Raw genomic sequence first — 25,070 nt, forward strand, 5'->3', positions numbered from 1 at the left:
AACCCCGGAACGCACAATCAGCCGAAAGAATATCGGCGGGTCTCAGGCCACGGCGGTTTCGTTGCAGAAACTGTCATCGACGATCCTCAGCCATCGGCTGCGGCGTGGGGCCTCGGCATAATCCGCGAGTTGGAGCGCCGAGAGAATGTCGGCCCAACGCGGATGATTTCCCGCCGGCAGCGTTGCCTCCGCGATCCGCATCATAACACCCCAAGTGAGGGGCGGCGCACTGATAACGCCGGCATCGCTTATGCCGCGGAGAACCCGCATCATGTAATCGATATCCTGTCGCGTGATGCCCTTTCGATCCACTGCGCGCGATAGCCGATAGCCGCCGACGTTTTCCGCCAGCGCAAGACGTAACTGATCGAGGGCAAAGGCGCGCAACTCATCCGGCACGTTTACCGCGATCTCCATCACGTGCAGAACCAGTTCGAGCTCGAGCTCCGAATTGACCACGCCGTCGGTCGCGACCATGCGTATGAGCCAGGCCACATTGATCTCGTCGAGAGACCCCTGAGGGTAGCTATAGTTGACGATGAAGCCAGCAAGTTGCTCCACAAAGAAGGAGTTCCACTCCGGGCATTTTGCGGGGCAGGAATTGTTCAGCGCCAACATGGCGACAACGTCGTCGGCGGTCCGGATGCCTTCCGGGAAGGTATGCTTGCGCAGCAGACCGATGTCTTCGGTGGTCAGCTGATGCTTCCCGGCAATCACACATGCCGGAAAAGCGAGACGGAATTCGCTCATCTTTTGTCTCCAAGCCTCATCATGAGGCCGAAGGGCCCTTCTACTGCGAGCGAATTGATGATCCCTCAAGAAGCAGTGTTAATGGCGCGCTCAAATAGTCATGACGTTTTTAACGATCGCGCCTGCACACGCTCCCGCCAGATGATGAAGAGACCGGACGCGACGATGATCAGGATGCCGATCCACTTCGAAACGTTGGGAAAATCGCCGAAGAGCGCGTAGCCGAGTACTGTTGCTGAAATGATCTCGAAATACTGGAAGGGTGCGAGCAGCGACAGCGGTGCGAGCCGGAAGGCTCGGACGACAACCATATGGGCATAGCCCGAAATCGTCCCGAGGATCAGCAGCAGAACAAGTCCCAATGCCGAGGAGGGCAAGGAGGGATGGAAATCGCCGACGCCGAGTCCATTACCCACGATCAACGCGACAGCCATGAACACGGTGCCGCCGATACCAGCCATCGTCTGCATGGTCAGCGGGGAGTCAGCAATGCCGATCGCCCGGTTCATGAAGAGATAAAGCGAGTACAGGAAGGCGCAGAAGACGGGCAACAGCGCCTTCAGGCCGAAGATCTCATAGCTCGGCTGAATGACGATCATCGCGCCACCGAACCCAACGACAATCGCCATCCACCGACGCCAGCCAACCCTGTCACCGAGGAAGATAGCCGACAGCGCCGTGAGCATGAGGGGCTCGACAAAATAGATCGCGAATACGTCCGCGAGCGGCATATATTTCACGGCAACGAAGAAGAGCAGGCTCGCCGCCCCATGGAGGGCACCGCGCAACAGATTCATCCACGGGCGCTTGGCGTGAAGCGCCTTGCGGCCGAATACCGCGAAAAGGAACGGCAGCGTGCACACGAGCTGGAAGAAGAAGCGGTAGAATGTCACCTGGCCGGGCGACATCGCCTCGACGGTCGCCATGTATTTGGCGATTGCATCCATCGTCGGCAGCACGAGCATCGCGCCTGCCATCAGGGCCATTCCCTGGAGGGGATTCTGGTGTTCGGGAGGATTGCGCATCCGTGAGATTCTATATTTGGTCCAAGCGGCTATATAGAAAGTCACGGTGCGGGTGAAGGGGGCGGAGGGCGCGTTGCAACCCAATGAGCACTCAGCAGGTCGCGAACGATGCGCCGTTATCGTCGTAAGGGTAAACCTTGGTGTAGTAGTCGCGCTCGCATCGTCGGCCTATGTTCGACTGTCGCGCTGAGCCGCCGCGTGACATGTGCGCCGCTAGATCGGCGCATGGGGTCAGAATTTTTCGTTGTGGGATCGTGATGGGTCAGGAAGTTCACCTGCTGCCGCTGCTTATCAGTGTGATGGGGCTCGCTGGGATTGTCATTTGGCATATGCAGGGACAGGGACACCCGACCCAGCGCCTGATCGTTCAGATCGCAGTCTTCCTCTCAATGACGGCCGTGCTCGCCTACGCTCGCATTGTGCCGTTCCGCTTCGACCCCGCGGACCTAAACGGCGCCAACGCGTTGATGGTATCGGCCAAGATCCTCTGGTGGGTCCATTTGTCTTGGGCCGTGATCGGTTTCGTTCGTATCTACATCGTCCTGGACGGGCGACCACGAGAGGCAAGACTGATCCAGGATCTCGTCGTCGCACTCGTCTATCTCGGGGTGCTGTTGTCCATCATGGCGTTTGTTTTCGGCGTGCCGATCGGAACGCTGCTGGCAACCTCTGGCGTCATCGCCATCATTCTCGGTCTTGCCCTACAGAGCACCTTGAGCGACGTATTTTCCGGCATCGCTCTCACACTGGGGCGCCCCTATGTCATCGGAGACTTCATTTACTTGAGCGATGGCACCGAGGGACGTGTTGTCGCCACCAACTGGCGCTCGACTTACCTTTTGACAGGCGCTCATAACATCGTGGTGCTGCCCAATAGCGTCCTGGCCAAGCTGGGGCTGACGAATGTTAGCCGGCCGGACGAGAACCATCAAATCGACCTGTCGATACGGGTTGCCCCGACACACATGCCCCGAACTATTGTCGAAGTGATGCGCACCGTGCTCGACAGCTGCAACCTCATCGTGAAGCAGCCGCCCCCAAACGTCGTGCTTGCCGGCATTGACGGCAGCGCAGTGACTGTCGAACTGCAATTTCGCGTCACCAGCCCGGCACAACGCGGTGCAGCGCGAACCGAAGTCATCGACCTCGTATATCGTCATTGCAAGGCGAACGGCCTGCAGTTGGCGTTCCCCCCGGAAAGCCCACTTGCAGGAGACTACCTAAGAAGCGCGCTGCGTCCCGCGATGCCCCCGGCGCAGAGCCTCATCGACGCCATTTCGATCTTCTCATTGCTGAGCCAGGAAGAGCGCGATGTCCTCGCCGCGTCCGCCAGCCGACGAACCTTTTCCCCGGGGGCCGAAATCGCGCAGGAAGGGGGTCGTCTCGCCAGCCTCATGATCGTACGCGCGGGCATCATCGCAATGAGGAAGGGTGACGAGGAAGTGGCGCGGTTGGCCCCTGGAGACTTTTTCGGGGAACAGGGATCGCTCGCCGGCTTGGCAGAGCAACATGGGCTCTATGCCGTAACGCGCGTAACCGTCTATGAGATCGACCAGACTGCTTTTGCGCCGCTGCTGCGTGAACGACCGGAACTCGCCGAAGACCTGGCTGCCCATCTTGCTCATCGCGAAGGGTTCGGGGTGCATTCCGGCGTACCGACAATCCACAATGAGCGGCGCAGACTGGATTTGCTCAAAGGAATTCGGTCGATTTTTCGCGTGCACCGGGAACACCTGAACCCTTGAGGCTCGATCGAGGCGCCCCCATCCCAATCGAAGCCTAGTGTGTTTTTGACACCGCGGTCGGGTATCCGCGCTGGCGTGCCCGGTCATGTTCGCTCTGCGGCAAGAGTCAGGCGGCCCATCGGATCGGCCCAAACCGGCGCGGTCGGTTCGGCAAACCTTCGTATAGATTTGGCAAACCTTCGTATATCTATTGCGCCCCATGCCCGTCGCATAGGATCGGCTTCGGTCACAATCAATGACGTCAACGAAGGAGAAATGCCATGCGAAGGCTCGCAAGTGGCTTGCTTTGGGCAGCGCTGATGGCTGTGCCTGCCGTAGCCGCGGATAAACCCCACAATGCCAAGGTCTCAATCGTATTCGACCATGTGCTCCCGAACGTACCCGGAAAAAGCGTGCGCGGCGTGCTCGTCGAATACGGTCCAGGCGGCTCCAATCCCTCGCATACACACGCCAAAAGCGCCTTCATTTACGCCACCGTGATCGAAGGCAGCATCAAGAGCCAGGTCAACGATGGCCCGGTCAAGGTCTACAAGACCGGTGAAAACTGGATCGAGGTCTCCGGCGATCACCATAAGGTCAGCGCGAATGCGAGCAACACGAAGCCTGCGAAGATTCTTGCCGTCTTCGTCGTCGACACGACCGAGACGGAGCTGACGACCCCCGACAAGTAGCCGTTGCGGTGGGGTGGCAGGAGGCGACGGCAGTGCCGCCTGCTACTGCCTCAATCTCAAAACCTGAGATGTCCTCGGTGGATATCCAACCCTCAAGGAATAGAACCATGAAAATCGTCATCATCGGAGGCACGGGCCTCGTTGGAACGAAAGTTGCAGAGCGCCTGCGCAAGCAGGGACACGATGTAGTGCAGTCGTCCCCGTCGACCGGGGTCAACACACTCACAGGCGAGGGACTCGGCGACGTACTTGCCGGCGCGAACGTCGTACTCGACGTCACCAACTCGCCGTCATTTGAGCCGAGTGCCGTTCTCTCGTTCTTCCAAAGTTCCACAACAAACCTGCTCAAAGCAGAGCGCGCGGCAGGCGTCGGCCACCACGTCGCGCTTTCCATCGTTGGCATCGAGAGATCGCCCGAGAACGGTTACTTCCGGGCCAAGGTTGCTCAGGAAGATCTCATCAAGAAGGGTGGCATCCCATACACCATCGTCCGCTCCACCCAGTTCCTCGAATTCCTGGGCGGGATCGCCGATAGCGCCACAGTCGATGGGACGGTCCACGTTTCACACGGCGCGTTCCAGCCAATTGCTGCGGACGAGGTTGCAGGCTTCGTCGCTGAGGCCGCTTCTGGTGCTGCCGAGAACCGAACCATCGAAATCGCAGGGCCTGAGAAGAAGCCCCTGAGTGATTTCGTTAAGGGCTATCTCACCGCAATCGGCGACAAGCGAACGGTCGTCGTCGATCCCCAGGCCAGGTACTTCGGTTCGCTAGTCGATGCCCAGTCCTTGGTTCCTCTCGGACCAGCCAAGCTTGGCAAGCTGGACGTCAAAACGTGGTTTGCACAACGTCCCCAGGCTGCTGCCTGACCAGATGCGGCCTGGCGGCACCCCGCCGCCGGGCCTGCGTTTTTGAACGCGGGAGATTGCCGGGAGAAGGAAGATGGTCGAACTGCCTCGCCAGGATACCTTCGAGAAAACCGCCGAGACTGACAGAGGAACCACCGATGGGACCCCTGTCGATACGTTGAAGCCGACAGTGCCAGCGAAGTCGAACAGGAGCCTCTGGAAGAGACTATCTCTCGCCTTGGTCCTGCTAGCAGGCGCGGCGTTTGGTGTTCGATACGGCCATTACTATTGGACAGTCGGGCGCTTCATCGAGTCTACCGACAACTCCTACGTGAAGGCCGACTACACGACCGTCGCCCCCAAAGTGGCCGGCTATATCAAGGACGTGCGGGTCAGCGACAATGACCCAGTCACAGCCGGTCAGGTTCTCGCAACAATCGATGATCGCGATTTCCAGATCGCTCTCAACTCGGCACGCGCAGACTTGCAAGGTGCGGAGGCCGCCATTGCCAACCTGGATGCGCAGATTGAACTTCAGGCATCCGTGATCGAGCAGGCGAGGGCCTCAGTCGATGTCTCGAAAGCATCCTACAACTTTGCAAAATCCGATGCGGCGCGAAATGCGCGGCTGACATCAAATGGGTCCGGTACTCTGTCGCGCGCCGAACAGAGCCAGTCCATACTGGATCAGGCGTCTGCAGCGGTAGAGCGCGATCAGGCCGCGTTTGTTGCCGCACAGAACAAAGTGCGAGTCCTTAGGACACAACGCGACCAGATCGTAGCCCAGCGAGATCGAGCCGAGGCGGCCGTCCAGCAGGCCAAACTCAACCTTTCCTACACGAGCATTGTTGCAGCAGTCGACGGAACCGTTGGTGCGCGGTCGATCCGTGTTGGCCAGTTCGTCTCGTCCGGCACCCAGCTCATGGCGGTGGTTCCGCTCCATGCCGTGTATGTTGTCGCGAACTTCAAGGAAACCCAACTCACTTACGTTCGCCCCGGCCAAACCGTCGAGATCAGGGTCGACAGCTTTCCGGATCTTACGGTGAAGGGTCACGTCGACAGCATCTCGCCCGCCAGCGGCCTGGAATTTTCGTTGCTTCCACCCGACAACGCGACCGGAAACTTCACCAAGATCGTGCAGCGCATTCCGGTCAAGATCCTCATTGATGACGAGGGTGTCGCCGGCAAGCTCCGGTCCGGAATGTCGGTGGAGCCTGAAGTGGATACCAAGGCCACCCGGATGTCGGAAGGAATATGAGGATCGGTGCTTCCATGGTCGTGATCGGCAGTCATTGGAAGCCCGAAGGAGTGAGGTCTCATGGCTACTCTTCTGGTCCCTGCCAACAGCAATCAGCAGTTTGCGAAATCGGCCGAGCCCGCGCTGAGTGCTTTTCGGATGTGGTGCGCGGTGGTCGGCTCAACGCTCGGCGCGTTCATGGCCGTCCTGAACATTCAGATTGTCAACGCATCACTGGCAGACATCCAGGGAGCCATAGGAGCCGGGAAGGACGATGGAGGGTGGATATCGACCTCCTATCTGATCGCCGAGATTGTCGTTATTCCCCTCACGGGCTGGCTGGCGCGCGTCTTTTCTGTCCGCACCTATCTCCTAGTCAACGCCGCCCTGTTTCTGGTCTTCTCGATTACCTGTGCCTTTGCAGCTAACCTGCAACAGATGATCGTGCTGCGCGCGATCCAGGGCTTTACCGGCGGCGTCCTCATCCCCATGGCATTCACCATCATCATCACGTTGTTGCCGAAACCCAAGCAACCGATCGGCCTCGCGCTGTTTGCGCTGTCGGCAACCTTTGCTCCCGCCATAGGACCGACGATCGGGGGCTACCTGACGGAAAACTACGGTTGGGAGTTCATCTTCTACGTCAATCTGGTTCCGGGATTGCTCATGATTGCAATGCTCTTCGTATCTCTGGAGCCCGCCCCGATGAATTTGGGTCTGCTTGCCAAGGGCGACTGGCCGGGCATCGTGATGATGGCCGTTGGATTGGCAGCCTTGCAAACGGTGCTCGAGGAAGGGAACAAGGAAGACTGGTTCGGATCCGACTTCATCGTTCGGCTATCGGTCATTGCCGTGGTGTCGCTTACGCTGTTTCTCATCATCGAGATAAAGTCGGCTCACCCACTTCTGAACCTGCGGCTGCTCCTGCGCCGCAATTTCGGTTTCGGTGTCGTTGCCAATTTTCTGCTGGGAATGGCACTCTACGGTTCGGCCTTCATCCTGCCGATCTATCTCTCACGGGTTCAAGGATACAATTCGGAGCAGATCGGGGCCGTTCTTGCCTGGACGGGCATACCGCAGCTTCTGCTCATCCCGCTTGTACCGCGGATGATGAAGGTCTTCGACGTCCGTTTGCTGATCGTCGTCGGATTCAGTCTATTTGCGGCTTCGAACTTCATGAATGTCTATATGACCGCTGACTATGGAAGCGACCAGCTTTTCTGGCCGAATGTCGTGCGTGCGGTCGGACAGGCGCTCGTCTTCACGCCGCTTTCGGCGATTGCAACAGCGGGTATCGAAGAGCAGAACGCCGGATCGGCGTCTGCTCTGTTCAACATGATGCGCAATCTCGGCGGCGCTGTCGGAATTGCTTCCCTGCAGACTTTCCTGACGAAGAGGGAGCAATTTCACTCCAACATTCTGACCAATGCGGTCAGCGCCTTTGAGGAGGCGACTCGTAATCGTGTCGCGCAGTTGACGGCCTATTTCATGAGCCACGGCGTCAGCGACCAAGCAACGGCAACACACAAGGCCGTTGTCGCGATCGCGCTCAGAATCAGGAAACAGGCCAACATCATGGCCTTTAGCGATACTTTCTTCCTGTTGGGGGTGGCACTCGTCGTGGCCTTGCTTGCCTCGCTCCTGCTGAAGAAGCCCGGCCAGCTCTCCGAGGGTGGGGCGCACTGACTGCTACAGCCGACTGTGTAAGCTTGGAGCAAGCTGAAGTTGCAACTTATCTTCCACATCACGTCGATATGGAGGAATGAAAAACGTGCGAGTAAATTCTGATAGTTCGGTCTACAGCCTCATGATGCCAACGTCGCGTAAAGCGCCGTCTGTTTCCGACGAGAAGCTGCAAGTTGTGTCGGCGCCCAAGGCCCCGGCCGTTCGTTCGGACGATCAGCTCATCGATGATTTTTACGCGCGCCTGACCAAACAGCAGCTCGATTGGGCCGACAGCAACAAGGACAGCACTGTCACCAAGAGCGAATACATGGATTCACAGGCACGCCTTGCGAAGATCGACAATCGTGTGTTCGATCCTGCAACCGCCGAGCAGTATTGGAACAAGCTCGATCCCACCGGCAAAGGATGGCTCGACGAAAGCGAGTTGCGCGAAGGTTACGAGAACCTCCTACCGGTCAGTGTCGGACATCTGGATGCGAACTACGCCGAGCGTCTCCGCACGAGGCAGGGGTAGCGTCCATCGAGACCGCGAATTTCCCGTGATCTCTCACGCGACATCTTGCACGGACATGCTCGTGAACAGCCACTCGTGGAAGGAAAGCGTCCCTGTTGCGATGATGCAAGAGGGTAGAAGGCCGTCCTTCGAGAGGGCAACGCCGAAATAGCGGGCAGTAGGGTCGAGGACGACCGGACGGGGGTCTTCCGCGGCGGTAAGAAGCTCCTGCGCGATTTCCACCAGTTCAAAAGCTTCAGGGCCGCCGATCTCAACAATTGAGTTCGACGGCTTCGCGGTCGCCAAGTTGGTAATCGCGCCAGCCGCTTCGTCGGCAGCTATCGGTTGGACACGAACAGAAGGCACTCTCAGCGTTTCGTCCACGGCGCTTGCATCGACAATCCCATTGAAGAACTCGAACATCTGCGTCGAGCGTGCAATCGTGAACGGCAACCCGGAGGCTCGTATCAGGTTTTCCTGCACCAGCTTTGCGCGAAAATAGTCGTTCTCCACCAGTCGATCGACAGCAACAACCGACAGCGCAAGGTAGTGTGTCACTCCGGAAGCTTTCGCGGCGGACAGAAGGTTGCCGCTTGTTTTCCTGAAGAAGTCGAGTGTATCTGTCTCTCCGAATGATCCGGTATTCGTCACGTCAATGACGACATCTGCTCCGGACAGTGCACGTTCCACGCCTTCACCCGTGTAGGCGTTGACGCCTGTGCTCGTAGAGGCTCTTGTGATGTCGAATCCATCGCGTTCAAGGATGCGAGCGATCTTGGATCCCATCATGCCGGTTGCGCCGATAACCGCGATCTTCATCTCATGCCCCTCGTAGTTTGCTGTCTCATTCGATCCGTCTCGATTTTTGGGGTGCTGTTAGGTTCGGTTGTTGGTCGAAGAAGGTCAATGCAAACCAAGGTTTGGGGTGATCGGGCCGGCACTGTCGCCGGTCGTTGCGGCTCCCTAGGTCGCCCCCGAGACGTAAACCAAGGTTTACCATCCCAGGATCTCTAACTCGTGATAAGTTGGCGGTGAGCACAATTCCGCGAGCGGCGAACCCATCACGGGAGGGGCGAGCGGGAACCGGCCCTTCAACATCGGGAGTGCGATTGGTGAGCGTTCGCCTTTTAGTCGAGGTGAGATCATGGAAAGCCTGGCAACGAAGGCGGATTTATCCGCCGAACCTATCGTTCACGTCATCGACGACGACAAGGAGATCCGGGAGTCTTTGCTCGATCTCTTCATGATCACGAACAGGCGCGCCTCTGCCTACTCCACCGGTCCTGATTTCCTTAAGACTGTTGACACGACCGCGCCCGGTTGTGTCGTGGTCGACCTTCGAATGCCCGAAGGCAGCGGCTTGGATGTCCAAAGCGAACTCATCAGCATGGGAAGCAGGATGCCCGTGATATTTCTGACCGGCCACGCGGACGTTCGGGCGAGCGTCAGAGCCATGAAGGCGGGAGCCACCGATTTCATCATGAAGCCATTCGTCAACCGGGATCTACTCGATGCCGTGGATCACGCAATTCAACTGGATGGCGAAAGACGAAAGATTGAAGCCGAACAGGCTCATGTCCGGTCACTGGTCGACACGCTGACCCCGCGAGAGCATGAGGTCACGCTTGCCGTTGTCAGTGGGCTTATGAACAAACAGATCGCCTTTGAACTCGGGATCAGCGAGATGACTGTGAAGCTCCATCGGATGAGCGTGATGCGAAAGATGCAGGCTCGCTCTCTTGCCGACCTTGTTCGCAGAGTCGAGAAGCTCCAGACCCGTTGATCCGGCGGGTACGAAACGACGACGCCGGAACACCCGTCAGCCTCCAGCGCAGAATACTAATGGCTGAGATATTCGAACTGCCGAACCAACTCCGCCAGGGACGCCGCCCGCATCTTTTTCATGGCACGCCCACGATGGAGCTTCACCATGATCTCGCTGATGCCGAGTTCAAAGGCGATCTGCTTGTTCATCAACCCGCTCACGACGAGTCCGATGATCTGGACTTCGCGTGGGGTGAGGGTGGCAGCTCGCTCCAGTATTTCTTTGCGATACGCTCGCTGGGTCTGCCGCTCCCGATCGATGGTGAACGCCGTTTTGATCGCCTCGACAACCTCGTGTCGCTGCAACGGTTTTGGCAGAAAGTCCACAGCGCCCGCCTTCATGGCATTGACGCTTGTCGTCACGTCCCCGTGTGCAGTCATGAAAACCACGGGAAGGTCATATCCACGTGTCTTCAGTTCCTTCTGGAATTCGATGCCGTTCAGATCGGGCAGTCGCACGTCGAGAAGAATGCAGCCACCCGCATCCTGCGAAGCTTGGCTGAAGAAATCGAGGGCCGCATCGAAGCCCAAGGCGTGAATTCCAAGTGACTCGAGCTGATCAATGAGTGAAATGCGAAATTGCTCGTCGTCTTCCACCACATGGACGGTCTGCTGAACCAGAGGTTCGCCTGTCTGCATAGTAGGATTGGCCATGAACGTCCCCCGGACAGCTCATTTGCTCATGGTATATTAGCCATCGCAATTTTCGCAGGCAAGTAAGCGAATGTCGCATGAGGAAGCTCCGAGCGCTTTCTGCACCGCGGGCCTTGCTGGTGGCTATCCTCTTGGAAACGGGAGGAACCGGAAATAGCAACAGGCCTGAACCTTCTGTTATAGTGGGACGATGGACAGTTTCGAGTGCGGGATATGGAGCGGAATGGGGCAAGAGGCTGGCCTACAAATACGACGCCGATCGGCAACGTTTCCTTGACGGACTGCGCTGCGCCGGCCTCCCAGAATAGCATTTTGAGTAGGTGTTTCGCGCATTTAGGCGCCGCAGCCTCAGTTCTGCTCGTTCCAATATCTTTGCCAGAGGTCGAGCCTGGGCTTCAGCGGATCGGGCCCTACGATCGCGCCGTCGTTGGTGAAGTTGATGAGTTTATCGGTATTGGGGTCGTAGATGGGCCAATATGGCCGTGAGCCACCATTGGGATCGCCCTTTCTTGCAAAATCGACCCAATAGCCACTCGCAAGTGCGGCCATGGCCCAGTCGGCAGGCGTAACCCTGTCTTTCACCAATGCGGCTGGGATGTCGAACATATACGGAATCTCAAAGCCGTGCGGAGTGCCTTTCCATTTCGGATCATCGCGCAGCGCCTCGGCGACATAGGAGAAGCGATACCACCAGGTCGGCTGACCTGCTCGGATCATCTCGTCAGCGAGATGGCGAGACGGCTCAACGAGCGTCTTGTCTGCGAAAAGCTGCTGTCTGAGCTCTTCGAGCGTCTCTCGGTTCCCGGGATCATAAAGCGCGCGAGCCTCTGCCGCAGCCTTCCCGAATATCTGGAACAGGTCGTCTTTCGTCGCGGCCTGGCCGATACCAAGATCACGACTATTCGCTCCGACAATGACGGGCACTGGCGCTTGACGTCCTGCTGCGAAGGCCGCCTCGGGCGTTTCGAGCAAAAACCGTCCATCAAGGATAGGTCCTGAAATGCCAATGACCGGCTTGCTTGTCGACATTCCCGCCAGCGCCTCTGGTGCCGATGCACCCTCGGTCAGCTTTTCAGCAGGTAGCGCCCGGAGCGCTGCGAGAGCGCCGGAATCGGTGCCAGTGATTCCGAGAGAGTCGGCAAAGTCCAACGCGGCTTTCTCCGCTTGCTTCAGCGATGACAGCGGCAAGCTTTGGGCACGCGCCGTGGGAGCGCCCGGCGACTGCAAAATGGCTGCCTGGAAGAGCCCTCGCGACAAAGGCGACACCATGTGAGCCATCACCGAGCCGCCGCCTGCTGACTCTCCGAATATGGTCACCCTCTTCGGATCGCCGCCGAAGGCCTTGATGTTCTGTTGCACCCATTTCAAGGCTGCAAGCTGGTCCATGTAACCATAGTTACCGACCGGTTCATCAGGAGATTCCTCTATGAGCCCAGGATGAGCGAAGAAACCCAACCGTCCCAGGCGGTAGTTCAAGCTGACGAACACAACTCTCTGCGCGGCGAGCTGGTCGCCGGGGTACTGAAGGGTATTCCCGTGTACAAGAGCGCCGCCGTGTATCCAAACCATAACCGGAAGCGGTGTCCTGGAACGTTTGACTGGTGTCCAGATGTTGAGAGTCAAACAGTCCTCGGACTTTGGCAAATCATCGGCCTGCACGCATGAGGGACCGAAGTTCCGCGATTCCCTGACGCCATTCCATTTCGACACCGGTGTTGGATTGCGCCATCGCAGATTACCAACAGGCGGAGCGGCGTAGGGTATGCCTTTGAAGCTAATGACCGTGCCTGTCGTCTCACCTCGCAGCATTCCGCTGTCGATTTGAACGGTATCGTCTGCAGCATCAGTTCTTGGTGCAAAGATCATCTGACACGTTGCGACCGCCAAAACGAGCAAGAATTTGCTACTGCGGTCTACGGGCACCATCCCCTCCAATCACCAGATTCTGACGGTCTGCAGGTAAAAATACTCGCCTCTGGCGACATCAAAAAGCGTTCATCCGCTCACGACAAATGCTGTGCTAACGCACCCATTTCGCGTGCGTCGTGTCTGCGTGCATCTGATCGCGGACGCTTCACCTCAAACATGATGCTTGAAATATTGCACCTCGCGCTCGTGCTTCTCAGCCGCTTCGCGTGATTTGAACGTGCCGAGATTTTTGCGCTTATGGGTCTTTGGATCGACCTTGCGTGAATAGAGCCGATACTCGCCGTATTTCAGCCTACGGATCATGACAGCCTCCTTCGTGGTAGTCCGTAAATTCCAAAAAGACTTGAAGGTTCCCGTTTGCTGCGGTGGCATGAGATGTCCCGCTTGCCGGCGTAACTCACACGTTGGGCGGCTGCGCGCGACCAGCGGCAACAGGAGATTACTCTTTTCTTCAAACACTCGTGATCGGAACGCCACTCGGTTGGACTGAACCCTAAAGCGGGCGTAAAAAGCAGTGCGAGCAACTACAGTGCCGCTCAGGGGAGAGCAAACGATGGCGCCGGGCCTTGCTACAGCTGCTAATTCGCCCATAGGAGCCGCCAAGACCGTCGAGAAACTGTCAGGCAATGGCTGGGCTATGGATGCCAGCGGGAGGTGGACCTATCTGTCCCATGATCTGCAGCTCGCGCTCGCGAAGACCCCGGAAGACCTGAATGCGTGGTGGAGTGAAGGAGAGGGGGCCTGGAAGCAGCTGGTTCACCCCGACGACTTCGAACGTGTTGCCGGGGAGTGGCGGCATTGCCTTCGGTCAGGGTATCCGTTTGATAGTGAATTCCGCATCAGACGCAGGACCGGCTTTGGTTGGGTACGAAGCTCCGGTCGATCCATCCTGGACGACTCTGGCGACATTGTTGGCTGGTACGGAACCTCGCTCGATATCGATAGCGACCGAAAAACTGTCGACGCCTTGCATGACCGGGAGCTCGAACTCTCGCTGTTGGTGGATTCCGTACCGAGCCATCTTTGGCGGCTGACACCCGAGGGAGAACCGAGCTTCTTCAACAAGAGAATGATCGACTATCTCGGCCGGGACGTCAGCGATATCCAGATTCCTGGCCTCAGCCGGCTGGACGCCATGATCGAGATGGCAATTCATCCGGAAGATGCGGAAGAGTTCGGCGGCGCACTCAATCAGAGCCTGGTTACAGGCGAGAGCTTCTTCATGAGATATCGCCTGCGTCGCCATGACGGCGTTTACAGGTGGATGTCCAGCCGTGCGGAATCGGTGCGAGACCACGATGGCCGCATCGTCCAATGGTACGGCCTCTGTCACGACGTCAACGATCAGGTCGCCACTGAGGAGGCGCTCAGGCGAAGCGAATGGCACCTGCAACGCTTGATCGATGCCTTGCCGGTCCACATCTGCAGTTGGACAGCCGCGGGAGAGCTTTCTTACGTAAGCAAGCGCTTTCTCGAAGAAGCCGGATTGTCGAAGGCGAGCTTTTCGGAGTTCGCGAAGGCCGCGCTGGACTTGATCCATCCGGACGACGTCGCGCAGGTTCGAGGTCAGGCTCTCCAATGCATTCAGAAGGGCGACGCATTCTCAATGAGATATCGCCGACGACGGAAAGACGGAACTTTTCGTTGGACGGCCGACAGGTTCGAGCCCCTGCGCGGTACTAACGGCACTATTGTTGAATGGTATGGCCTTTCAGTTGATGTCGATGAGGAGATGCGGATTCAACAGTCGCTGCGGGAGAGCGAGCACTCTCTTCATCAGCTGGTGGAGACACTGCCGGCACTCATCTACTGCCTGGCCCCTGATGGCAGGCCGATCTATCGCAGCCAGAAGCTGAGCGAATATCTGGGCTTCAGGATTGAGGAAGATGCAGAAACCGGCAAGAGCCTCCACGCCACCTTGGAAGCGATCATCCATCCCGAGGACCTCCCCGCCGTTAAGAGAAAATACAGCCAGTCGCTGCCGACAGGAAAGCCGTACGCGATGAGGCACCGAATGCGGCGGTTCGACGGAGAATATCGCTGGATGGAGACCCGGGCACTGGCGATGTACAATGCGGAAGGTGAAATCGTTCAATGGAACGGCGTGTGCCTCGACATCGACGATTGGCTTCGTGCGCAGGAGGAACTGCGACTAGCCCAGAGGAACCTTGCCAGGGCCAGCCAGGCGGCAAGCCTGGCTGAGCTCACCGCATCGATCGCGCACGAGATAGGTCAACCGCTCGCGGCGATGATCTCCAGTTCCGACGCGTGCCAGCAGTGGCTGAACGCAGAACCACCGAATATGAAGCGAGCCCAGAAGGCGCTGGATCGTGTTGTGAGAAGTGCGAATACCGCGACGGATGTCGTGAACCGCATTCGGGCGCTTTTCAAGCATTCCGACGACTCACGTCGTGTCAACGCATTTGGTAACGTGGTTACCGAAGCGCGCGACCTGATGGCAGAAGAGGCACTGAGACGAGGCGTCCGGATAAACTCGCGTATCGACAGCGATCTTCCGCCGCTGTTCTTCGATCACATTCAAATCCAGCAGGTCCTCGTCAATCTTATCCGGAATGCGATGGAAGCGATGGATGCGGCTCCAGATCGCCGCCTCCTGCAGCTGCGCGTGCGCCGTGATGAAGACTGGGTTCACACGGAGATCACCGACAATGGTCCGGGCGTCGACAATCCTGACCGCATTTTCGAGCCGTTTTTTACGACAAAGGGGCAGGGGATGGGAATGGGGCTGGCGATCTGCAGGTCGATTCTCGAATCCCATGGCGGGAGAATCTGGGTTGAGAAAAATGATCCGAATGGCGCAAAATTCGTCTTCTCGCTACCGGTGAAAGCCGAGGCGGCCCGGGCGTCATAGCCTTCCTAAAGGTTCCGATCGCTCAGACCGTGACTGCCGCTTCAATGGCTGAGCGGAGTTCGCCACCGGCAAATGGTTTGAAAAGACAGGTACCCGTGCGTTTTGCTTCTTTGATAAGCGCATCCTGAGCATGACCGGTCATGAACACAACAGGTATGGTGACGTTCCGCCGTCGTAGCTCATTGCAGAGGTCGATGCCACTCATGCCAGGCATCGAAATATCGAGGACAAGACACTTCGTATCCCGGATTCGGGGGAATGCGAGGAATTCGGCAGCCGATGCGAATGTCACCACGGAATAGCCAGACACCTCCAGCAGATCGAGCAGCGATTCCCTCACTGCTTCGTCGTCATCTATGATCGCAATTAGCGTCGGATGCATGTTCTTCGTTTTCTGATCAGCACAAACCTGGTGGTTGCTTGCCGGACGTGACTTCCTTCCGGCTGTCCATGTCGTTTTGTCGAAGGATGAATGAGAAAGTGGTGCGCCGGTTCAGATGCGATGCCGTGCGCCCGTTCAACGGGTCTGCGGCGCAACCCGATCCGCTCAAGAACTTGTGCTCCCTAGGTAGCCGCCCGTCCGGGTTTGGTGCGACCCAGACGGCCAAGGCACCATTCACGGCGCTCGCCCGGCGGCAAACGCGTTGGCTATCTACCCGCAGCAGGTCAACGAGGACGTCAATCGATCCTAAATGCGAGCAGGCTGAATCTCTGATGCTATCCAGGTCCAGCTGAACAGGATCGTTGTTTCGGTCAGAGGTCACTTGTGTTGTGGATGACATAGCTTCTCACGCTCTCGATTAGGTCGTATCATGAGCCTGAGGATACAACTCCCGAAAGGTTATGCGGACAGCGCGAAGGCAAAGAGCCTTTTGGCAACCTTGTTTGAAAGCACGTGCTTTTTCCGGATTTAGATTACGCCGATAAGTAGGCGCTCGCATCCCCAACACAAGTATATCTTGAGGGTCTGGTGCGTTCGGCCATGACGGCTAATCGCGCCATGAGTGCGCTCTTTTGCGCGATCTTTTGATGATCCCGTGAATCGCTAAGGACGTGTCGTCAACAGGGCGGCGGCTCGCCCGAATCAAGCAGGGGAATGCCAGAACACCACAGTCGCTGCAAAGATGAGAGCCGTGCTTACCACAGCAGGAGGTAGCAGCCGATATCGACTGACTCCGTTGGAAACAGAGCCTCATGGCCTGCCAGGTGGCGTCGTCGCAAATCTATGCAAAGATTGTGAGGAGCTCTAAACGCTGGGCCACAAATGCGCCTCAGCAGGTTCAATGCTATCAATCCCATTGGGATTGAATGGTGCGGTCGAGAAGACTCGAACTTCCACGGGTTGCCCCACAGCGACCTCAACGCTGCGCGTCTACCAATTCCGCCACGACCGCATCGTGGTAGGTGCCGATTTGTGCCGGCGGGGCAGCATGTAGCAAAAGCATTTCGGGTACACAAGGGCGATATGACAGATTTTTTCAAAAGAAATCACAGCATTTGAATCGTGCTCGAAACGGGACCATATAGGCCTTCGCAGCGCTGCCTCCGCAGTCGCAGCACAAGGAATGGCCATGCTACGCACAGATCTTGAATTCTCCATGATGCCCCGAGAAGGCTCGCGGCCGGTCCGATGGCGGATCGCCGACGGTCTCGTGCCCTATGAGGAGGCTGTGGAAAACATGGAGCGCGAGGTCGCGGCGATCGCAGACGGCGGTGACGAGCTCGTCTGGCTCGTGGAGCATCCGCCTCTCTACACGGCGGGGACGAGCGCTGATGCCAAAGACCTGGTCCAGCCCGACCGGTTCCCCGTCTTCGCAACAGGACGCGGCGGTGAATATACCTATCACGGGCCGGGCCAGCGTGTTGCATACGTGATGCTGGACCTGAAGCGCAGGCGTCAGGACGTGCGTGCCTTTGTTGCCGCGCTCGAGGAAGTGGTCATTCGCACGCTTGATTCGATGAACGTCCGCGGCGAACGGCGCGAGGACCGCGTCGGTGTCTGGGTTCGCAGGCCTGACAAGGCCGCTCTACCCGACGGCACGATGGCAGAAGACAAGATTGCGGCACTGGGGATCCGGCTGCGGAAATGGGTGACCTTTCATGGATTGTCGCTGAACGTCGAACCCGATCTCGATCACTTCAGTGGAATCGTTCCATGCGGGATTTCCGCCCATGGCGTCACGAGTCTGGTCGACCTCGGCCTGCCGGTCATGATGACTGAAGTCGACATCCGGCTTCGCCAGGCATTCGAATCGGTTTTTGGTGAGACAATCACCGAGGGGTGACGCAATAAAGAAAGGGCCGGATGACCGGCCCTCGGCAATCGATTGCTATTTGTCGCCGATGTCGCGGCAGGCATCGGTATGTGACGCTCCGCTATCGCCGCCAGCCGTATGCACCCCGGAGTTCGTCCTCATGTAGTCGCAGTCGGGCAGTCGCCTGACACTTCCCGTTGTCATCCTGTCGACGGGAGCCGACATCCGGGCTGGCGCAAATCCGTCGCTGTCATTCGTGTAGTCGGAAGAGTATTCCGGTGCCTTGCGGTTGGCGTAGTGAATTGGCTTTTTCGCCGTCATCTGGACGGGCGCAAACCCGTCGCTATCGTTGCTGTAGTCGTTCGAGTACTGTTGGGCAAAGGCTGCACTTCCTAGGCCGAGGCTGAGGACAAGAACGGAAGCGGCGGCCGCAAATCTGAAACGCATGGGATAACTCCTCAATTCATCGTTGCATTGACAACGACACCAAACCCTCGGCAGGACTTAGTTCGCGCTCAAATTGCGGCAAGAATGCGGGCAAAAAATCACACGAACGGTGCCGTTTTATCAAATGAAATCACAGATCCGCGACCGAAATTGACCGTTTCGTGATGGAACATTCTCTCTCATTCGGAAAGCGCGCGCTTCCGGATTTACACAACCATAAGCAGATTAATTGTCCACGCAGCCGCCGCTACTTTCGTAACTTCTCCCACCGTTTGACCAGCCGCTCGCGCTTGAGCCTGGAAAGGCGCTGTATCCAAAAGATGCCGTCGAGCTGGTCAATTTCGTGCTGGATGCAGACGGCGAGGAAGCCCTCCGTTTCCTCCTCGTGAACGACGCCCGTCAGATCACGGTATCGAACACGAATTGCCTTTGGCCTGATGACCTCATCAGTCATACCGGGCATGGAGACGCTCCCTTCGACATGGCGAATCGTGTCGTCTGACACTGACACAATCTCCGGATTGACGTAGTGTCGCACGCCTTCGTTTCGGCCAAGCTCAATGACGGCTACCCGCAGAAAGACGCCGATGTGGGCAGCAGTGATACCGACACCTGGCGCCGCCCGCATCGTATCCAGCAAATCGTCCGAGAGGTCGCGCAGCCTCTGGTCGAAGAGTTCGACGGGTTCGCAAACGGTTTTCAGGCCAATGTCGGGAAAGCGCAATATGGGTCGGACAGCCACTGGCAAAGTTCCTGTTTTGAGATGCGCGGAAACTATCGCTGCGCACGCGCATTGTCATCCACGCGAGGCGTTTGCGGCTGGACGGACTTCAAGCTTTGAGCTAGCACGAAGCTATATAATTCGGCGCTTAGTCATTGAACTTCAAACGGGATGCGAGGGCGGCAACCATGACGAACGACGCAGAAGAGCTCGTCCGCCCGCGTCCAGACAGCGGCGACGCCGACATCTATGATGAAAATGGCAACGTCCGAGGTGATTTCCTGGCGCTGGTCGGTGCCGCGATTGCCGATCGCGATACGATCTTCCTGCGCCAGCACGTCGCCCGCCTGCACGAATCTGAAATAGGCGACCTTCTCGAATCGCTGCAGCCCGACCAGCGACTTGCGCTCGTTCGCCTGCTTGGCGACGAGTTCGACATGACGGCGTTGACGGAGGTCGACGAAACGATTCGTCGCGAAATCGTCGACCAGATGCCGAACGAGCAGATCGCCGCAGCGATCGGCGAACTCGATTCGGACGATGCCGTTTACATTCTCGAGGACCTCGACACCGAGGATCGCGAAGAAATCCTCGCGCAGCTGCCGTTTACCGAACGTGTAAGGCTGCGGCGCGCGCTCGACTATCCGGAAAGCTCGGCCGGCCGTCGTATGCAGACGGAGTTCGTCGCGGTCCCGCCGTTCTGGACGGTCGGGCAGACGATCGACTACATGCGCGACGAGGAAGACCTGCCGTACTCATTCTCGCAGATCTTTGTCATCGACCCGACATTCAAGCTGTTGGGCGCCGTCGATCTGGACAAGATCCTGCGTACGAAGCGGCAGACCAAGATCGAATCCATCATGCGGGAGACGAATCATCCGATCCCCGCGGAGATGGACCAGGAAGAGGCCGCCCAGCTTTTCGAACAGTACGACCTTCTCTCCGCCGCCGTCGTCGACGAGAACGACAGGCTGGTCGGAGTGCTTACGATCGATGATGTGGTCGACGTCATTCACGAGGAAGCCGACGAAGACATCAAGCGTCTGGGCGGTGTCGGCGACGAAGAGCTGTCGGACAATGTTTTCTCAACCGTCCGCTCTCGCTTTCTCTGGCTCGTGATCAACCTCGGAACGGCCTTGCTGTCTGCAAGCGTCATCGGGTTGTTCGACGAATCGATCGAGAAGATGATTGCGCTCGCGGTGCTGATGCCAATCGTGGCATCCATGGGCGGCAATGCGGGCACGCAGACGATGACGGTTACCGTCCGCGCGTTGGCGACCGGCGACATCGACATCTACAACGCCGGCCGCATCATACGCAGAGAGGCGGGGGTCGGCGTCGCCAATGGCGCGCTGTTCTCCGTCATCATGGGGGCCATCGCCGCCACCTGGTTTCACGACTACCAACTGGGCTTCGTGATCGGCGCAGCGATGATCATCAACCTGTTTGCTGCCGCCCTTGCCGGAATTCTGCTGCCGTTGCTCCTGCATAAGGTCGGAGCCGACCCAGCCATTGCGTCGTCGGTTTTTGTCACGACAGTAACCGATTGTACGGGCTTTTTTGCCTTTCTCGGTATCGCTACATGGTGGTTCGGGATTTAGCCGGCTCGAATTTCCGCGCAGAAATTGACTATTACGTAAAAGTCAATATTATTGGCACCCTTAATGGTGGGGAGCCCATGCCGGTCAGCAAGTACTATAGCATAACCGAATTGACGCGCGAGTTTGGAGTATCGACGCGTACGCTGAGGTTCTACGAAGACGAAGGATTGATCCATCCAGAGCGGCGCGGACGCACCCGGTTGTTCCGTCCGGCAGACCGCCGCCTGATCCAGGAAATCCTGCGTGGCCGGCGCATCGGTTTCACCATTGCGGAGATCCGCGAGATCATTCAGGTCTACAAGGAGCCGCCGGGCGAGTTGGGCCAGCTGAAGCTCCTGATGAAGCGCGTCGACGAGAAGCGCGAAGACCTGCGCCAGAAGCGCAAGGACATCGACGACACCCTGGCCGAGCTCGACAATATCGAAGAGGCATGCCTCGGTCGTCTGGCCGATATCGGCGTCGGCACCTGATTATTGCGTGTTGGCGCTGCACTCGCTCGCCAACGCCATGATCCGCCCGTCATCCGGCTTGACGGCGCCAGACTGGAATTCCGTGAAGAGCTTTTGCGTCCTCAGCGCATCGAGGGTGCACTGGCAGAAGCTGCGGCATAGCGCTTCGCCTTCCTGCATCATGCACGAGGCATTGCATTGCCTCAGGTAGGTTTCGACCGGGTCCGGCTTAGCGGGCGGAATGATCACGGAAAGTCCGTAGGCAACTGCGATCAGCACCGGCTGATGAATGAGGTAAAAGGCGAGGCTATGACGCCCGGCCCTTGCCGGCAGGCTTGAGCCGGTGCCAAGCTTTGCAAGCCTCGCGGGAAGCCCCGTCCTCAGGGCGAGCAGAGCCGTCGTCATGCCAAGCAGGAAGGGCACCGCCCAAGGAAAGATCGGGACGTAGTCGTTCGACCGTTGCGGCATCTCTGCCAGGCCGATCCAGGCGAGGTAGCGCGGATTGAAGATCGCCGAGCGCAACAGGTTGGGCGCGACCCAGGTATCCACGACCCATGCCGCGGTAACAGCAGCGGTCGCGGCGATGGTAACAGGCAAGGGCAAACGCAGGAAGACAAGCCCCAGCAGGCTGAGGACTGCGATGCAATGGAGAATGCCGAAAAATATCCATTCGCCAGGGAAGACAAACCGCGTCACCACCGAGATCGCAAACGCTGCGGCAACGATCATCCCAAACCGCTTCCAGAACGGGCGCCAGCGGATCTCAGGCGTGTTTGCGAGGACCAGGCTGACGCCGACAATGAACAGGAAGGTCGATGCGATGGCGCGGGCATAGAGCTTCAGCCAGCCGGTTTCAGCAGTACCTGGGGGGAGGTAGCCCATGAACTCCATGTCCCAGGTGAAATGATAGGTCGCCATCGCCAGCAGGGCGACACCGCGCGCTGTGTCCAGCAAGCCAATGCGAGGCGGCTTAACGCTCGCATGTGTTTCCGTCGCCAGAGCGGTCATTCACAATCCCTCGGATGAGTCGTTGCCATCGTTCGACGGCTTGGCGCGGGGAATAGGAGAAAGGTGGAGATTTGATGGCGGCTGGGCATCCATGATCGCCAGCCGCGCTTCAGAGAAGAACTGCCGCCTTGTCAGGACCACGATCACGATCGTCGTCGTCAGCATGAAAACATAAGGGTTGATGAACCAACCGAGGTAGCCGATCGAGAGGAAGATGGCGCGCAGCCCCTCGTTGAAATGACCCGCGGCAATGATGTTCATGCGGATGACGCGTTCCGCCGCGCGCTCGGCGGCAATCACATCGTGTTCGCTGTCGCGCATCATCGGGATTGAGCCGAAGAGGATGGTGCAGTAGTTGAAGAGGCGATACGACCAGCCGAATTTGAAAAAGGCGTATCCGAAAAGCGCCGCGAGGCCGCCGACCTTCATTTCAAAGACGGCATGCCCGCTATGAAAGACGAAGGGCAGGTCGGCGAAGACGGCGTCGACTTTCTCCGTTGCCCCCAGCAGAGCAAAGCAGCTGCCGATGGCGAAAATCGACGTCGAGGCGAAGAATGCGGTGCCATTCTGCAGGCCGGCCATGATCTGGGTGTCGATCATCTTCAAATCGCGGCGCAGCGAATTGTAGATCCACTCGCGCCGGCGTTCCCGCATGGCGTGGGTGAGGCTGGTTCTGCCGAAGAAACTCGAGCTTTGCAGCAGGCGCGCATAGCCGAACCAGATCGCTGCAAAGAACACCAGTGCAATGTAATCCGCTGTCGTCATCATTATATTGAATCAGGCTCCCGTCGCCGCGTCACTCTACAGATGCGGTGGCACGCCGCAATGACTGGCAAGTCGCAGCGCTTCGTTTTACAGATGTCGCACGCGTGAAATGCCATGTCGGTCCATCGCCGGGATCGCGGGAGCCGGTAGCGTAGGTTTGCGCAGCAACTTTACAGGACGCAGTCATGTTCCTTTCCGTTTTCGACGTCTTCAAAATCGGTGTCGGGCCCTCCAGTTCACACACGATGGGTCCGATGACTGCAGCCAATCGATTCCTCGATCTGATCCTGTCAAACGACTGGCCGCGCCCGACTTCTGGCGCCCAGGTCGCGTCGATAAAGGTCAGCCTGCACGGCTCACTGGCGCATACAGGGATCGGGCACGGGACGGGCAGGGCCGTCATCCTCGGCCTGATGGGCGAGCAGCCTGACAGCGTCGATCCGGACAAGATGGACGGTATCATCAGCCACGTGGAGCGCTCCGGTCGCATCTCGCCGCCCGGGCATCCGAGCTACGGCTTCCAGCCGAAGACCGACCTGGTCTTCGACAAGAAGCAGCCGTTGCCGGGCCACGCCAACGGCATGTCGCTTTCCGCCTTCGACAAGGACGGGCGGATGCTGGTCAAGCGCATCTACTATTCAGTCGGCGGCGGCTTCGTCGTGACCGACACTGAACTCGAGCAGATGCGTGCAAAGAAGAAGACGCCGTCCGATTCGCTCAGGGTTCCGTATCCTTTCTCCTCGGCCAAGCAGATGCTCGACATGGCCGCGCGCTCCGGCCTCTCGATCGCGCAGATGAAGCGCGCCAATGAGGAAACGCAGCGTAGCCGCGAGGAACTGGACGCCGGTCTTGATCGCATCTGGGAAGCAATGCGCTCGTGTATCGAACGCGGGCTCAAGGTCGATGGCATCATGCCGGGCGGGCTGAACGTTCGCCGTCGCGCCCGCGCGATTCATGACAAACTGCAGGAGGAATGGCGCAGCAACCGCATCAACCCGCTGCTCGCGAACGACTGGCTGAGCGTCTACGCCATGGCCGTCAACGAGGAGAATGCTGCTGGTGGTCGCGTCGTGACCGCTCCGACGAACGGTGCCGCGGGCGTTATCCCGGCGACGATCCGCTATTACGAGCATTTCCACGACGATTGGGACCAGAACGGCATCCGCGATTATCTTCTGACCGCTGCTGCGGTCGGTGGGATCATCAAGCACAACGCCTCGATTTCCGGCGCAGAGGTCGGCTGTCAGGGCGAGGTGGGCTCCGCGGCCGCCATGGCGGCTGCCGGTCTTGCGGCGGTCATGGGCGGGACCCCCGAGCAGATCGAGAACGCTGCCGAAATCGCGCTGGAACATCATCTCGGCATGAGCTGTGATCCGGTCGCGGGTCTCGTGCAGGTTCCCTGCATCGAACGAAATGCCCTCGGCGCGGTCAAGGCAGTTACGGCTGCCTCACTGGCCATCAAGGGAGACGGCAAGCACTTCGTTCCGCTCGACGCCTGCATCGAAACCATGCGGCAGACCGGCAACGACATGAGCGAGAAATACAAGGAGACTTCCACCGGCGGCCTTGCCGTCAACGTCGTGGAATGCTGACTTTGTGAACATGCGACTTGCCGCTTGACGCTGCCCGATAAAAGGATTTGAACGGCGGCATGGCATTGCATCTCATTAAACTGTGTGTGGGCGCGGATTCGATCGACGATCTGCGTGAGTGGGTCGCCGAGCGGTCTCTCAGAGCGATTGCGGCCGGGCTAGAGCCTCATTCCGTGCATACGACGAGGATGGTCCCGAAGCGGGTCGAGGAGTTGCTTGACGGAGGTTCGCTCTACTGGGTGATCAAGGGGCAGGTACAGGCGCGCCAGAAGCTGCTCGATATCCAGACGTTTACCGATGGCGAGGGAATCTCACGTTGCCATCTTGTACTGGGGCCTGAGGTCATCGAAACGGCAGTCCAGCCGAAACGAGCATTCCAGGGCTGGCGCTATTATCCGCAGGACGACGTCCCGCGCGATCTGAACAGCCTCGGGGAAGGGATTGCGGAAATGCCCGCGGACCTTCGCCGCGAGCTTTCCGAACTCGGCCTGCTCTGATTAG

24 protein-coding genes and 1 tRNA gene are annotated in these 25,070 nt (G+C 58.4%); 13 read left to right on the forward strand and 12 right to left on the reverse strand.

What is annotated here, in order from left to right; translation table 11 throughout:
- Positions 1-42: 42 nt before the first annotated feature.
- Entirely contained in the window at positions 43-750 is a 708-nt protein-coding gene (locus AS026_RS18190; protein WP_025661155.1) for a hypothetical protein, read from the reverse strand.
- 98 nt (positions 751-848) lie between these two features.
- Positions 849-1,727, reverse strand: a complete 879-nt coding sequence (locus AS026_RS18195; protein ID WP_062371015.1) for a DMT family transporter — start codon at positions 1,725-1,727, stop codon at positions 849-851.
- 305 nt (positions 1,728-2,032) lie between these two features.
- On the opposite strand from AS026_RS18195, the gene AS026_RS18200 reads away from it, so the two are divergent.
- The 6 genes from AS026_RS18200 (at position 2,033) to AS026_RS18225 (ending at position 8,473) form a co-directional block, all read left to right on the forward strand.
- On the forward strand, positions 2,033-3,520 hold the full coding sequence (locus tag AS026_RS18200; protein ID WP_062370863.1) for a mechanosensitive ion channel domain-containing protein: 1,488 nt from the start codon (positions 2,033-2,035) through the stop codon (positions 3,518-3,520).
- Between the two features lie 260 nt (positions 3,521-3,780).
- Positions 3,781-4,191, forward strand: coding sequence for a cupin domain-containing protein (locus AS026_RS18205; protein ID WP_062370866.1), 411 nt, complete (start codon positions 3,781-3,783; stop codon positions 4,189-4,191).
- A gap of 107 nt (positions 4,192-4,298) precedes the next feature.
- Positions 4,299-5,057 carry an SDR family oxidoreductase gene (locus tag AS026_RS18210; protein ID WP_062370868.1) on the forward strand — a complete coding sequence of 253 codons (759 nt, stop codon included), beginning with the start codon at positions 4,299-4,301 and terminating at the stop codon, positions 5,055-5,057.
- A 73-nt stretch (positions 5,058-5,130) separates the two neighbouring features.
- The gene (locus AS026_RS18215; protein WP_062370870.1) at positions 5,131-6,294 is read left to right on the forward strand and encodes an HlyD family secretion protein; all 1,164 of its coding nucleotides are present in this window, start codon (positions 5,131-5,133) and stop codon (positions 6,292-6,294) included.
- Positions 6,295-6,354: 60 nt separating this feature from the next.
- On the forward strand, positions 6,355-7,959 hold the full coding sequence (locus AS026_RS18220; protein ID WP_062370873.1) for an MDR family MFS transporter: 1,605 nt from the start codon (positions 6,355-6,357) through the stop codon (positions 7,957-7,959).
- Between the two features lie 76 nt (positions 7,960-8,035).
- The gene (locus AS026_RS18225) at positions 8,036-8,473 is read left to right on the forward strand and encodes a hypothetical protein (protein ID WP_025661148.1); all 438 of its coding nucleotides are present in this window, start codon (positions 8,036-8,038) and stop codon (positions 8,471-8,473) included.
- 33 nt (positions 8,474-8,506) lie between these two features.
- Here AS026_RS18225 and AS026_RS18230 read toward each other — a convergent pair whose 3' ends face one another.
- Positions 8,507-9,271 (reverse strand): SDR family oxidoreductase, encoded by a 765-nt coding sequence (locus tag AS026_RS18230; RefSeq protein ID WP_025661147.1) that lies wholly within the window; start codon positions 9,269-9,271, stop codon positions 8,507-8,509.
- 325 nt (positions 9,272-9,596) lie between these two features.
- On the opposite strand from AS026_RS18230, the gene AS026_RS18235 reads away from it, so the two are divergent.
- A complete protein-coding gene (locus AS026_RS18235; RefSeq protein ID WP_062370874.1) occupies positions 9,597-10,235 on the forward strand; it encodes a response regulator transcription factor in 639 nt (212 codons plus the stop codon).
- Between the two features lie 56 nt (positions 10,236-10,291).
- Here the strand turns inward: AS026_RS18235 and AS026_RS18240 are convergent, their stop codons facing one another.
- From AS026_RS18240 to AS026_RS41280, 3 genes are all read right to left on the reverse strand, one after another.
- On the reverse strand, positions 10,292-10,930 hold the full coding sequence (locus AS026_RS18240) for a response regulator transcription factor (RefSeq protein ID WP_025661145.1): 639 nt from the start codon (positions 10,928-10,930) through the stop codon (positions 10,292-10,294).
- Between the two features lie 348 nt (positions 10,931-11,278).
- Positions 11,279-12,856: a carboxylesterase/lipase family protein gene (locus AS026_RS18245; RefSeq protein ID WP_082728553.1), complete on the reverse strand. Its 1,578-nt coding sequence runs from the start codon at positions 12,854-12,856 to the stop codon at positions 11,279-11,281.
- Positions 12,857-13,009: 153 nt separating this feature from the next.
- Complete coding sequence (locus AS026_RS41280) at positions 13,010-13,162, reverse strand: hypothetical protein (RefSeq protein WP_100248179.1); 153 nt, start codon at positions 13,160-13,162, stop codon at positions 13,010-13,012.
- Between the two features lie 250 nt (positions 13,163-13,412).
- Between AS026_RS41280 and AS026_RS18250 the strand changes: the two genes are divergently transcribed.
- A complete protein-coding gene (locus AS026_RS18250; protein WP_062370876.1) occupies positions 13,413-15,731 on the forward strand; it encodes a PAS domain-containing sensor histidine kinase in 2,319 nt (772 codons plus the stop codon).
- 22 nt (positions 15,732-15,753) lie between these two features.
- On the opposite strand, the gene AS026_RS18255 is transcribed toward AS026_RS18250, so the two are convergent.
- Together AS026_RS18255 and AS026_RS18260 are read right to left on the reverse strand one after the other, a co-directional pair.
- Positions 15,754-16,113: a response regulator transcription factor gene (locus AS026_RS18255; protein ID WP_062370877.1), complete on the reverse strand. Its 360-nt coding sequence runs from the start codon at positions 16,111-16,113 to the stop codon at positions 15,754-15,756.
- 927 nt (positions 16,114-17,040) lie between these two features.
- Positions 17,041-17,125 (reverse strand) — tRNA-Leu (locus AS026_RS18260).
- 171 nt (positions 17,126-17,296) lie between these two features.
- On the opposite strand from AS026_RS18260, the gene lipB reads away from it, so the two are divergent.
- Positions 17,297-18,016 carry a lipoyl(octanoyl) transferase LipB gene (gene lipB, locus AS026_RS18265; protein ID WP_062370878.1) on the forward strand — a complete coding sequence of 240 codons (720 nt, stop codon included), beginning with the start codon at positions 17,297-17,299 and terminating at the stop codon, positions 18,014-18,016.
- A gap of 45 nt (positions 18,017-18,061) precedes the next feature.
- Here lipB and AS026_RS18270 read toward each other — a convergent pair whose 3' ends face one another.
- Positions 18,062-18,433, reverse strand: a complete 372-nt coding sequence (locus AS026_RS18270) for a hypothetical protein (RefSeq protein ID WP_025661140.1) — start codon at positions 18,431-18,433, stop codon at positions 18,062-18,064.
- 247 nt (positions 18,434-18,680) lie between these two features.
- Positions 18,681-19,175, reverse strand: coding sequence for a peptide deformylase (locus AS026_RS18275; RefSeq protein WP_062370879.1), 495 nt, complete (start codon positions 19,173-19,175; stop codon positions 18,681-18,683).
- A gap of 167 nt (positions 19,176-19,342) precedes the next feature.
- Between AS026_RS18275 and mgtE the strand changes: the two genes are divergently transcribed.
- Positions 19,343-20,755, forward strand: a complete 1,413-nt coding sequence (gene mgtE, locus AS026_RS18280) for a magnesium transporter (RefSeq protein ID WP_018854955.1) — start codon at positions 19,343-19,345, stop codon at positions 20,753-20,755.
- Between the two features lie 77 nt (positions 20,756-20,832).
- The gene (locus AS026_RS18285; RefSeq protein WP_016554043.1) at positions 20,833-21,225 is read left to right on the forward strand and encodes a MerR family transcriptional regulator; all 393 of its coding nucleotides are present in this window, start codon (positions 20,833-20,835) and stop codon (positions 21,223-21,225) included.
- Here AS026_RS18285 and AS026_RS18290 read toward each other — a convergent pair whose 3' ends face one another.
- Together AS026_RS18290 and AS026_RS18295 are read right to left on the reverse strand one after the other, a co-directional pair.
- Positions 21,226-22,212 (reverse strand): heparan-alpha-glucosaminide N-acetyltransferase, encoded by a 987-nt coding sequence (locus AS026_RS18290; RefSeq protein ID WP_062370880.1) that lies wholly within the window; start codon positions 22,210-22,212, stop codon positions 21,226-21,228.
- Positions 22,213-22,977, reverse strand: a complete 765-nt coding sequence (locus AS026_RS18295; protein WP_062371019.1) for a DUF599 domain-containing protein — start codon at positions 22,975-22,977, stop codon at positions 22,213-22,215.
- Positions 22,978-23,162: 185 nt separating this feature from the next.
- Here AS026_RS18295 and AS026_RS18300 point away from each other — a divergent pair, with 185 nt between their 5' ends.
- Together AS026_RS18300 and AS026_RS18305 are read left to right on the forward strand one after the other, a co-directional pair.
- Complete coding sequence (locus AS026_RS18300; protein WP_062370882.1) at positions 23,163-24,569, forward strand: L-serine ammonia-lyase; 1,407 nt, start codon at positions 23,163-23,165, stop codon at positions 24,567-24,569.
- Positions 24,570-24,628: 59 nt separating this feature from the next.
- Entirely contained in the window at positions 24,629-25,066 is a 438-nt protein-coding gene (locus tag AS026_RS18305; protein ID WP_016554039.1) for a DUF1489 family protein, read from the forward strand.
- Positions 25,067-25,070 lie beyond the last annotated feature (4 nt).

Origin of the sequence: Rhizobium altiplani, assembly GCF_001542405.1 — a bacterium.
In the GTDB taxonomy this organism is placed as follows: domain Bacteria; phylum Pseudomonadota; class Alphaproteobacteria; order Rhizobiales; family Rhizobiaceae; genus Rhizobium; species Rhizobium altiplani.

Excerpts from the sequence above, each read along its gene's own strand:
- AS026_RS18190 (WP_025661155.1), bottom strand. The coding sequence starts at position 750 with ATGAGCGAATTCCGTCTCGCTTTTCCGGCATGTGTGATTGCCGGGAAG.
- AS026_RS18195 (WP_062371015.1), bottom strand. The coding sequence starts at position 1,727 with ATGGCAGGCGCGATGCTCGTGCTGCCGACGATGGATGCAATCGCCAAA.
- AS026_RS18200 (WP_062370863.1), top strand. The coding sequence starts at position 2,033 with ATGGGTCAGGAAGTTCACCTGCTGCCGCTGCTTATCAGTGTGATGGGG.
- AS026_RS18205 (WP_062370866.1), top strand. The coding sequence starts at position 3,781 with ATGCGAAGGCTCGCAAGTGGCTTGCTTTGGGCAGCGCTGATGGCTGTG.
- AS026_RS18210 (WP_062370868.1), top strand. The coding sequence starts at position 4,299 with ATGAAAATCGTCATCATCGGAGGCACGGGCCTCGTTGGAACGAAAGTT.
- AS026_RS18215 (WP_062370870.1), top strand. The coding sequence starts at position 5,131 with ATGGTCGAACTGCCTCGCCAGGATACCTTCGAGAAAACCGCCGAGACT.
- AS026_RS18220 (WP_062370873.1), top strand. The coding sequence starts at position 6,355 with ATGGCTACTCTTCTGGTCCCTGCCAACAGCAATCAGCAGTTTGCGAAA.
- AS026_RS18225 (WP_025661148.1), top strand. The coding sequence starts at position 8,036 with ATGAAAAACGTGCGAGTAAATTCTGATAGTTCGGTCTACAGCCTCATG.
- AS026_RS18230 (WP_025661147.1), bottom strand. The coding sequence starts at position 9,271 with ATGAAGATCGCGGTTATCGGCGCAACCGGCATGATGGGATCCAAGATC.
- AS026_RS18235 (WP_062370874.1), top strand. The coding sequence starts at position 9,597 with ATGGAAAGCCTGGCAACGAAGGCGGATTTATCCGCCGAACCTATCGTT.
- AS026_RS18240 (WP_025661145.1), bottom strand. The coding sequence starts at position 10,930 with ATGGCCAATCCTACTATGCAGACAGGCGAACCTCTGGTTCAGCAGACC.
- AS026_RS18245 (WP_082728553.1), bottom strand. The coding sequence starts at position 12,856 with ATGGTGCCCGTAGACCGCAGTAGCAAATTCTTGCTCGTTTTGGCGGTC.
- AS026_RS41280 (WP_100248179.1), bottom strand. The coding sequence starts at position 13,162 with ATGATCCGTAGGCTGAAATACGGCGAGTATCGGCTCTATTCACGCAAG.
- AS026_RS18250 (WP_062370876.1), top strand. The coding sequence starts at position 13,413 with ATGGCGCCGGGCCTTGCTACAGCTGCTAATTCGCCCATAGGAGCCGCC.
- AS026_RS18255 (WP_062370877.1), bottom strand. The coding sequence starts at position 16,113 with ATGCATCCGACGCTAATTGCGATCATAGATGACGACGAAGCAGTGAGG.
- lipB (WP_062370878.1), top strand. The coding sequence starts at position 17,297 with ATGGCCATGCTACGCACAGATCTTGAATTCTCCATGATGCCCCGAGAA.
- AS026_RS18270 (WP_025661140.1), bottom strand. The coding sequence starts at position 18,433 with ATGCGTTTCAGATTTGCGGCCGCCGCTTCCGTTCTTGTCCTCAGCCTC.
- mgtE (WP_018854955.1), top strand. The coding sequence starts at position 19,343 with ATGACGAACGACGCAGAAGAGCTCGTCCGCCCGCGTCCAGACAGCGGC.
- AS026_RS18285 (WP_016554043.1), top strand. The coding sequence starts at position 20,833 with ATGCCGGTCAGCAAGTACTATAGCATAACCGAATTGACGCGCGAGTTT.
- AS026_RS18290 (WP_062370880.1), bottom strand. The coding sequence starts at position 22,212 with ATGACCGCTCTGGCGACGGAAACACATGCGAGCGTTAAGCCGCCTCGC.
- AS026_RS18295 (WP_062371019.1), bottom strand. The coding sequence starts at position 22,977 with ATGACGACAGCGGATTACATTGCACTGGTGTTCTTTGCAGCGATCTGG.
- AS026_RS18300 (WP_062370882.1), top strand. The coding sequence starts at position 23,163 with ATGTTCCTTTCCGTTTTCGACGTCTTCAAAATCGGTGTCGGGCCCTCC.
- AS026_RS18305 (WP_016554039.1), top strand. The coding sequence starts at position 24,629 with ATGGCATTGCATCTCATTAAACTGTGTGTGGGCGCGGATTCGATCGAC.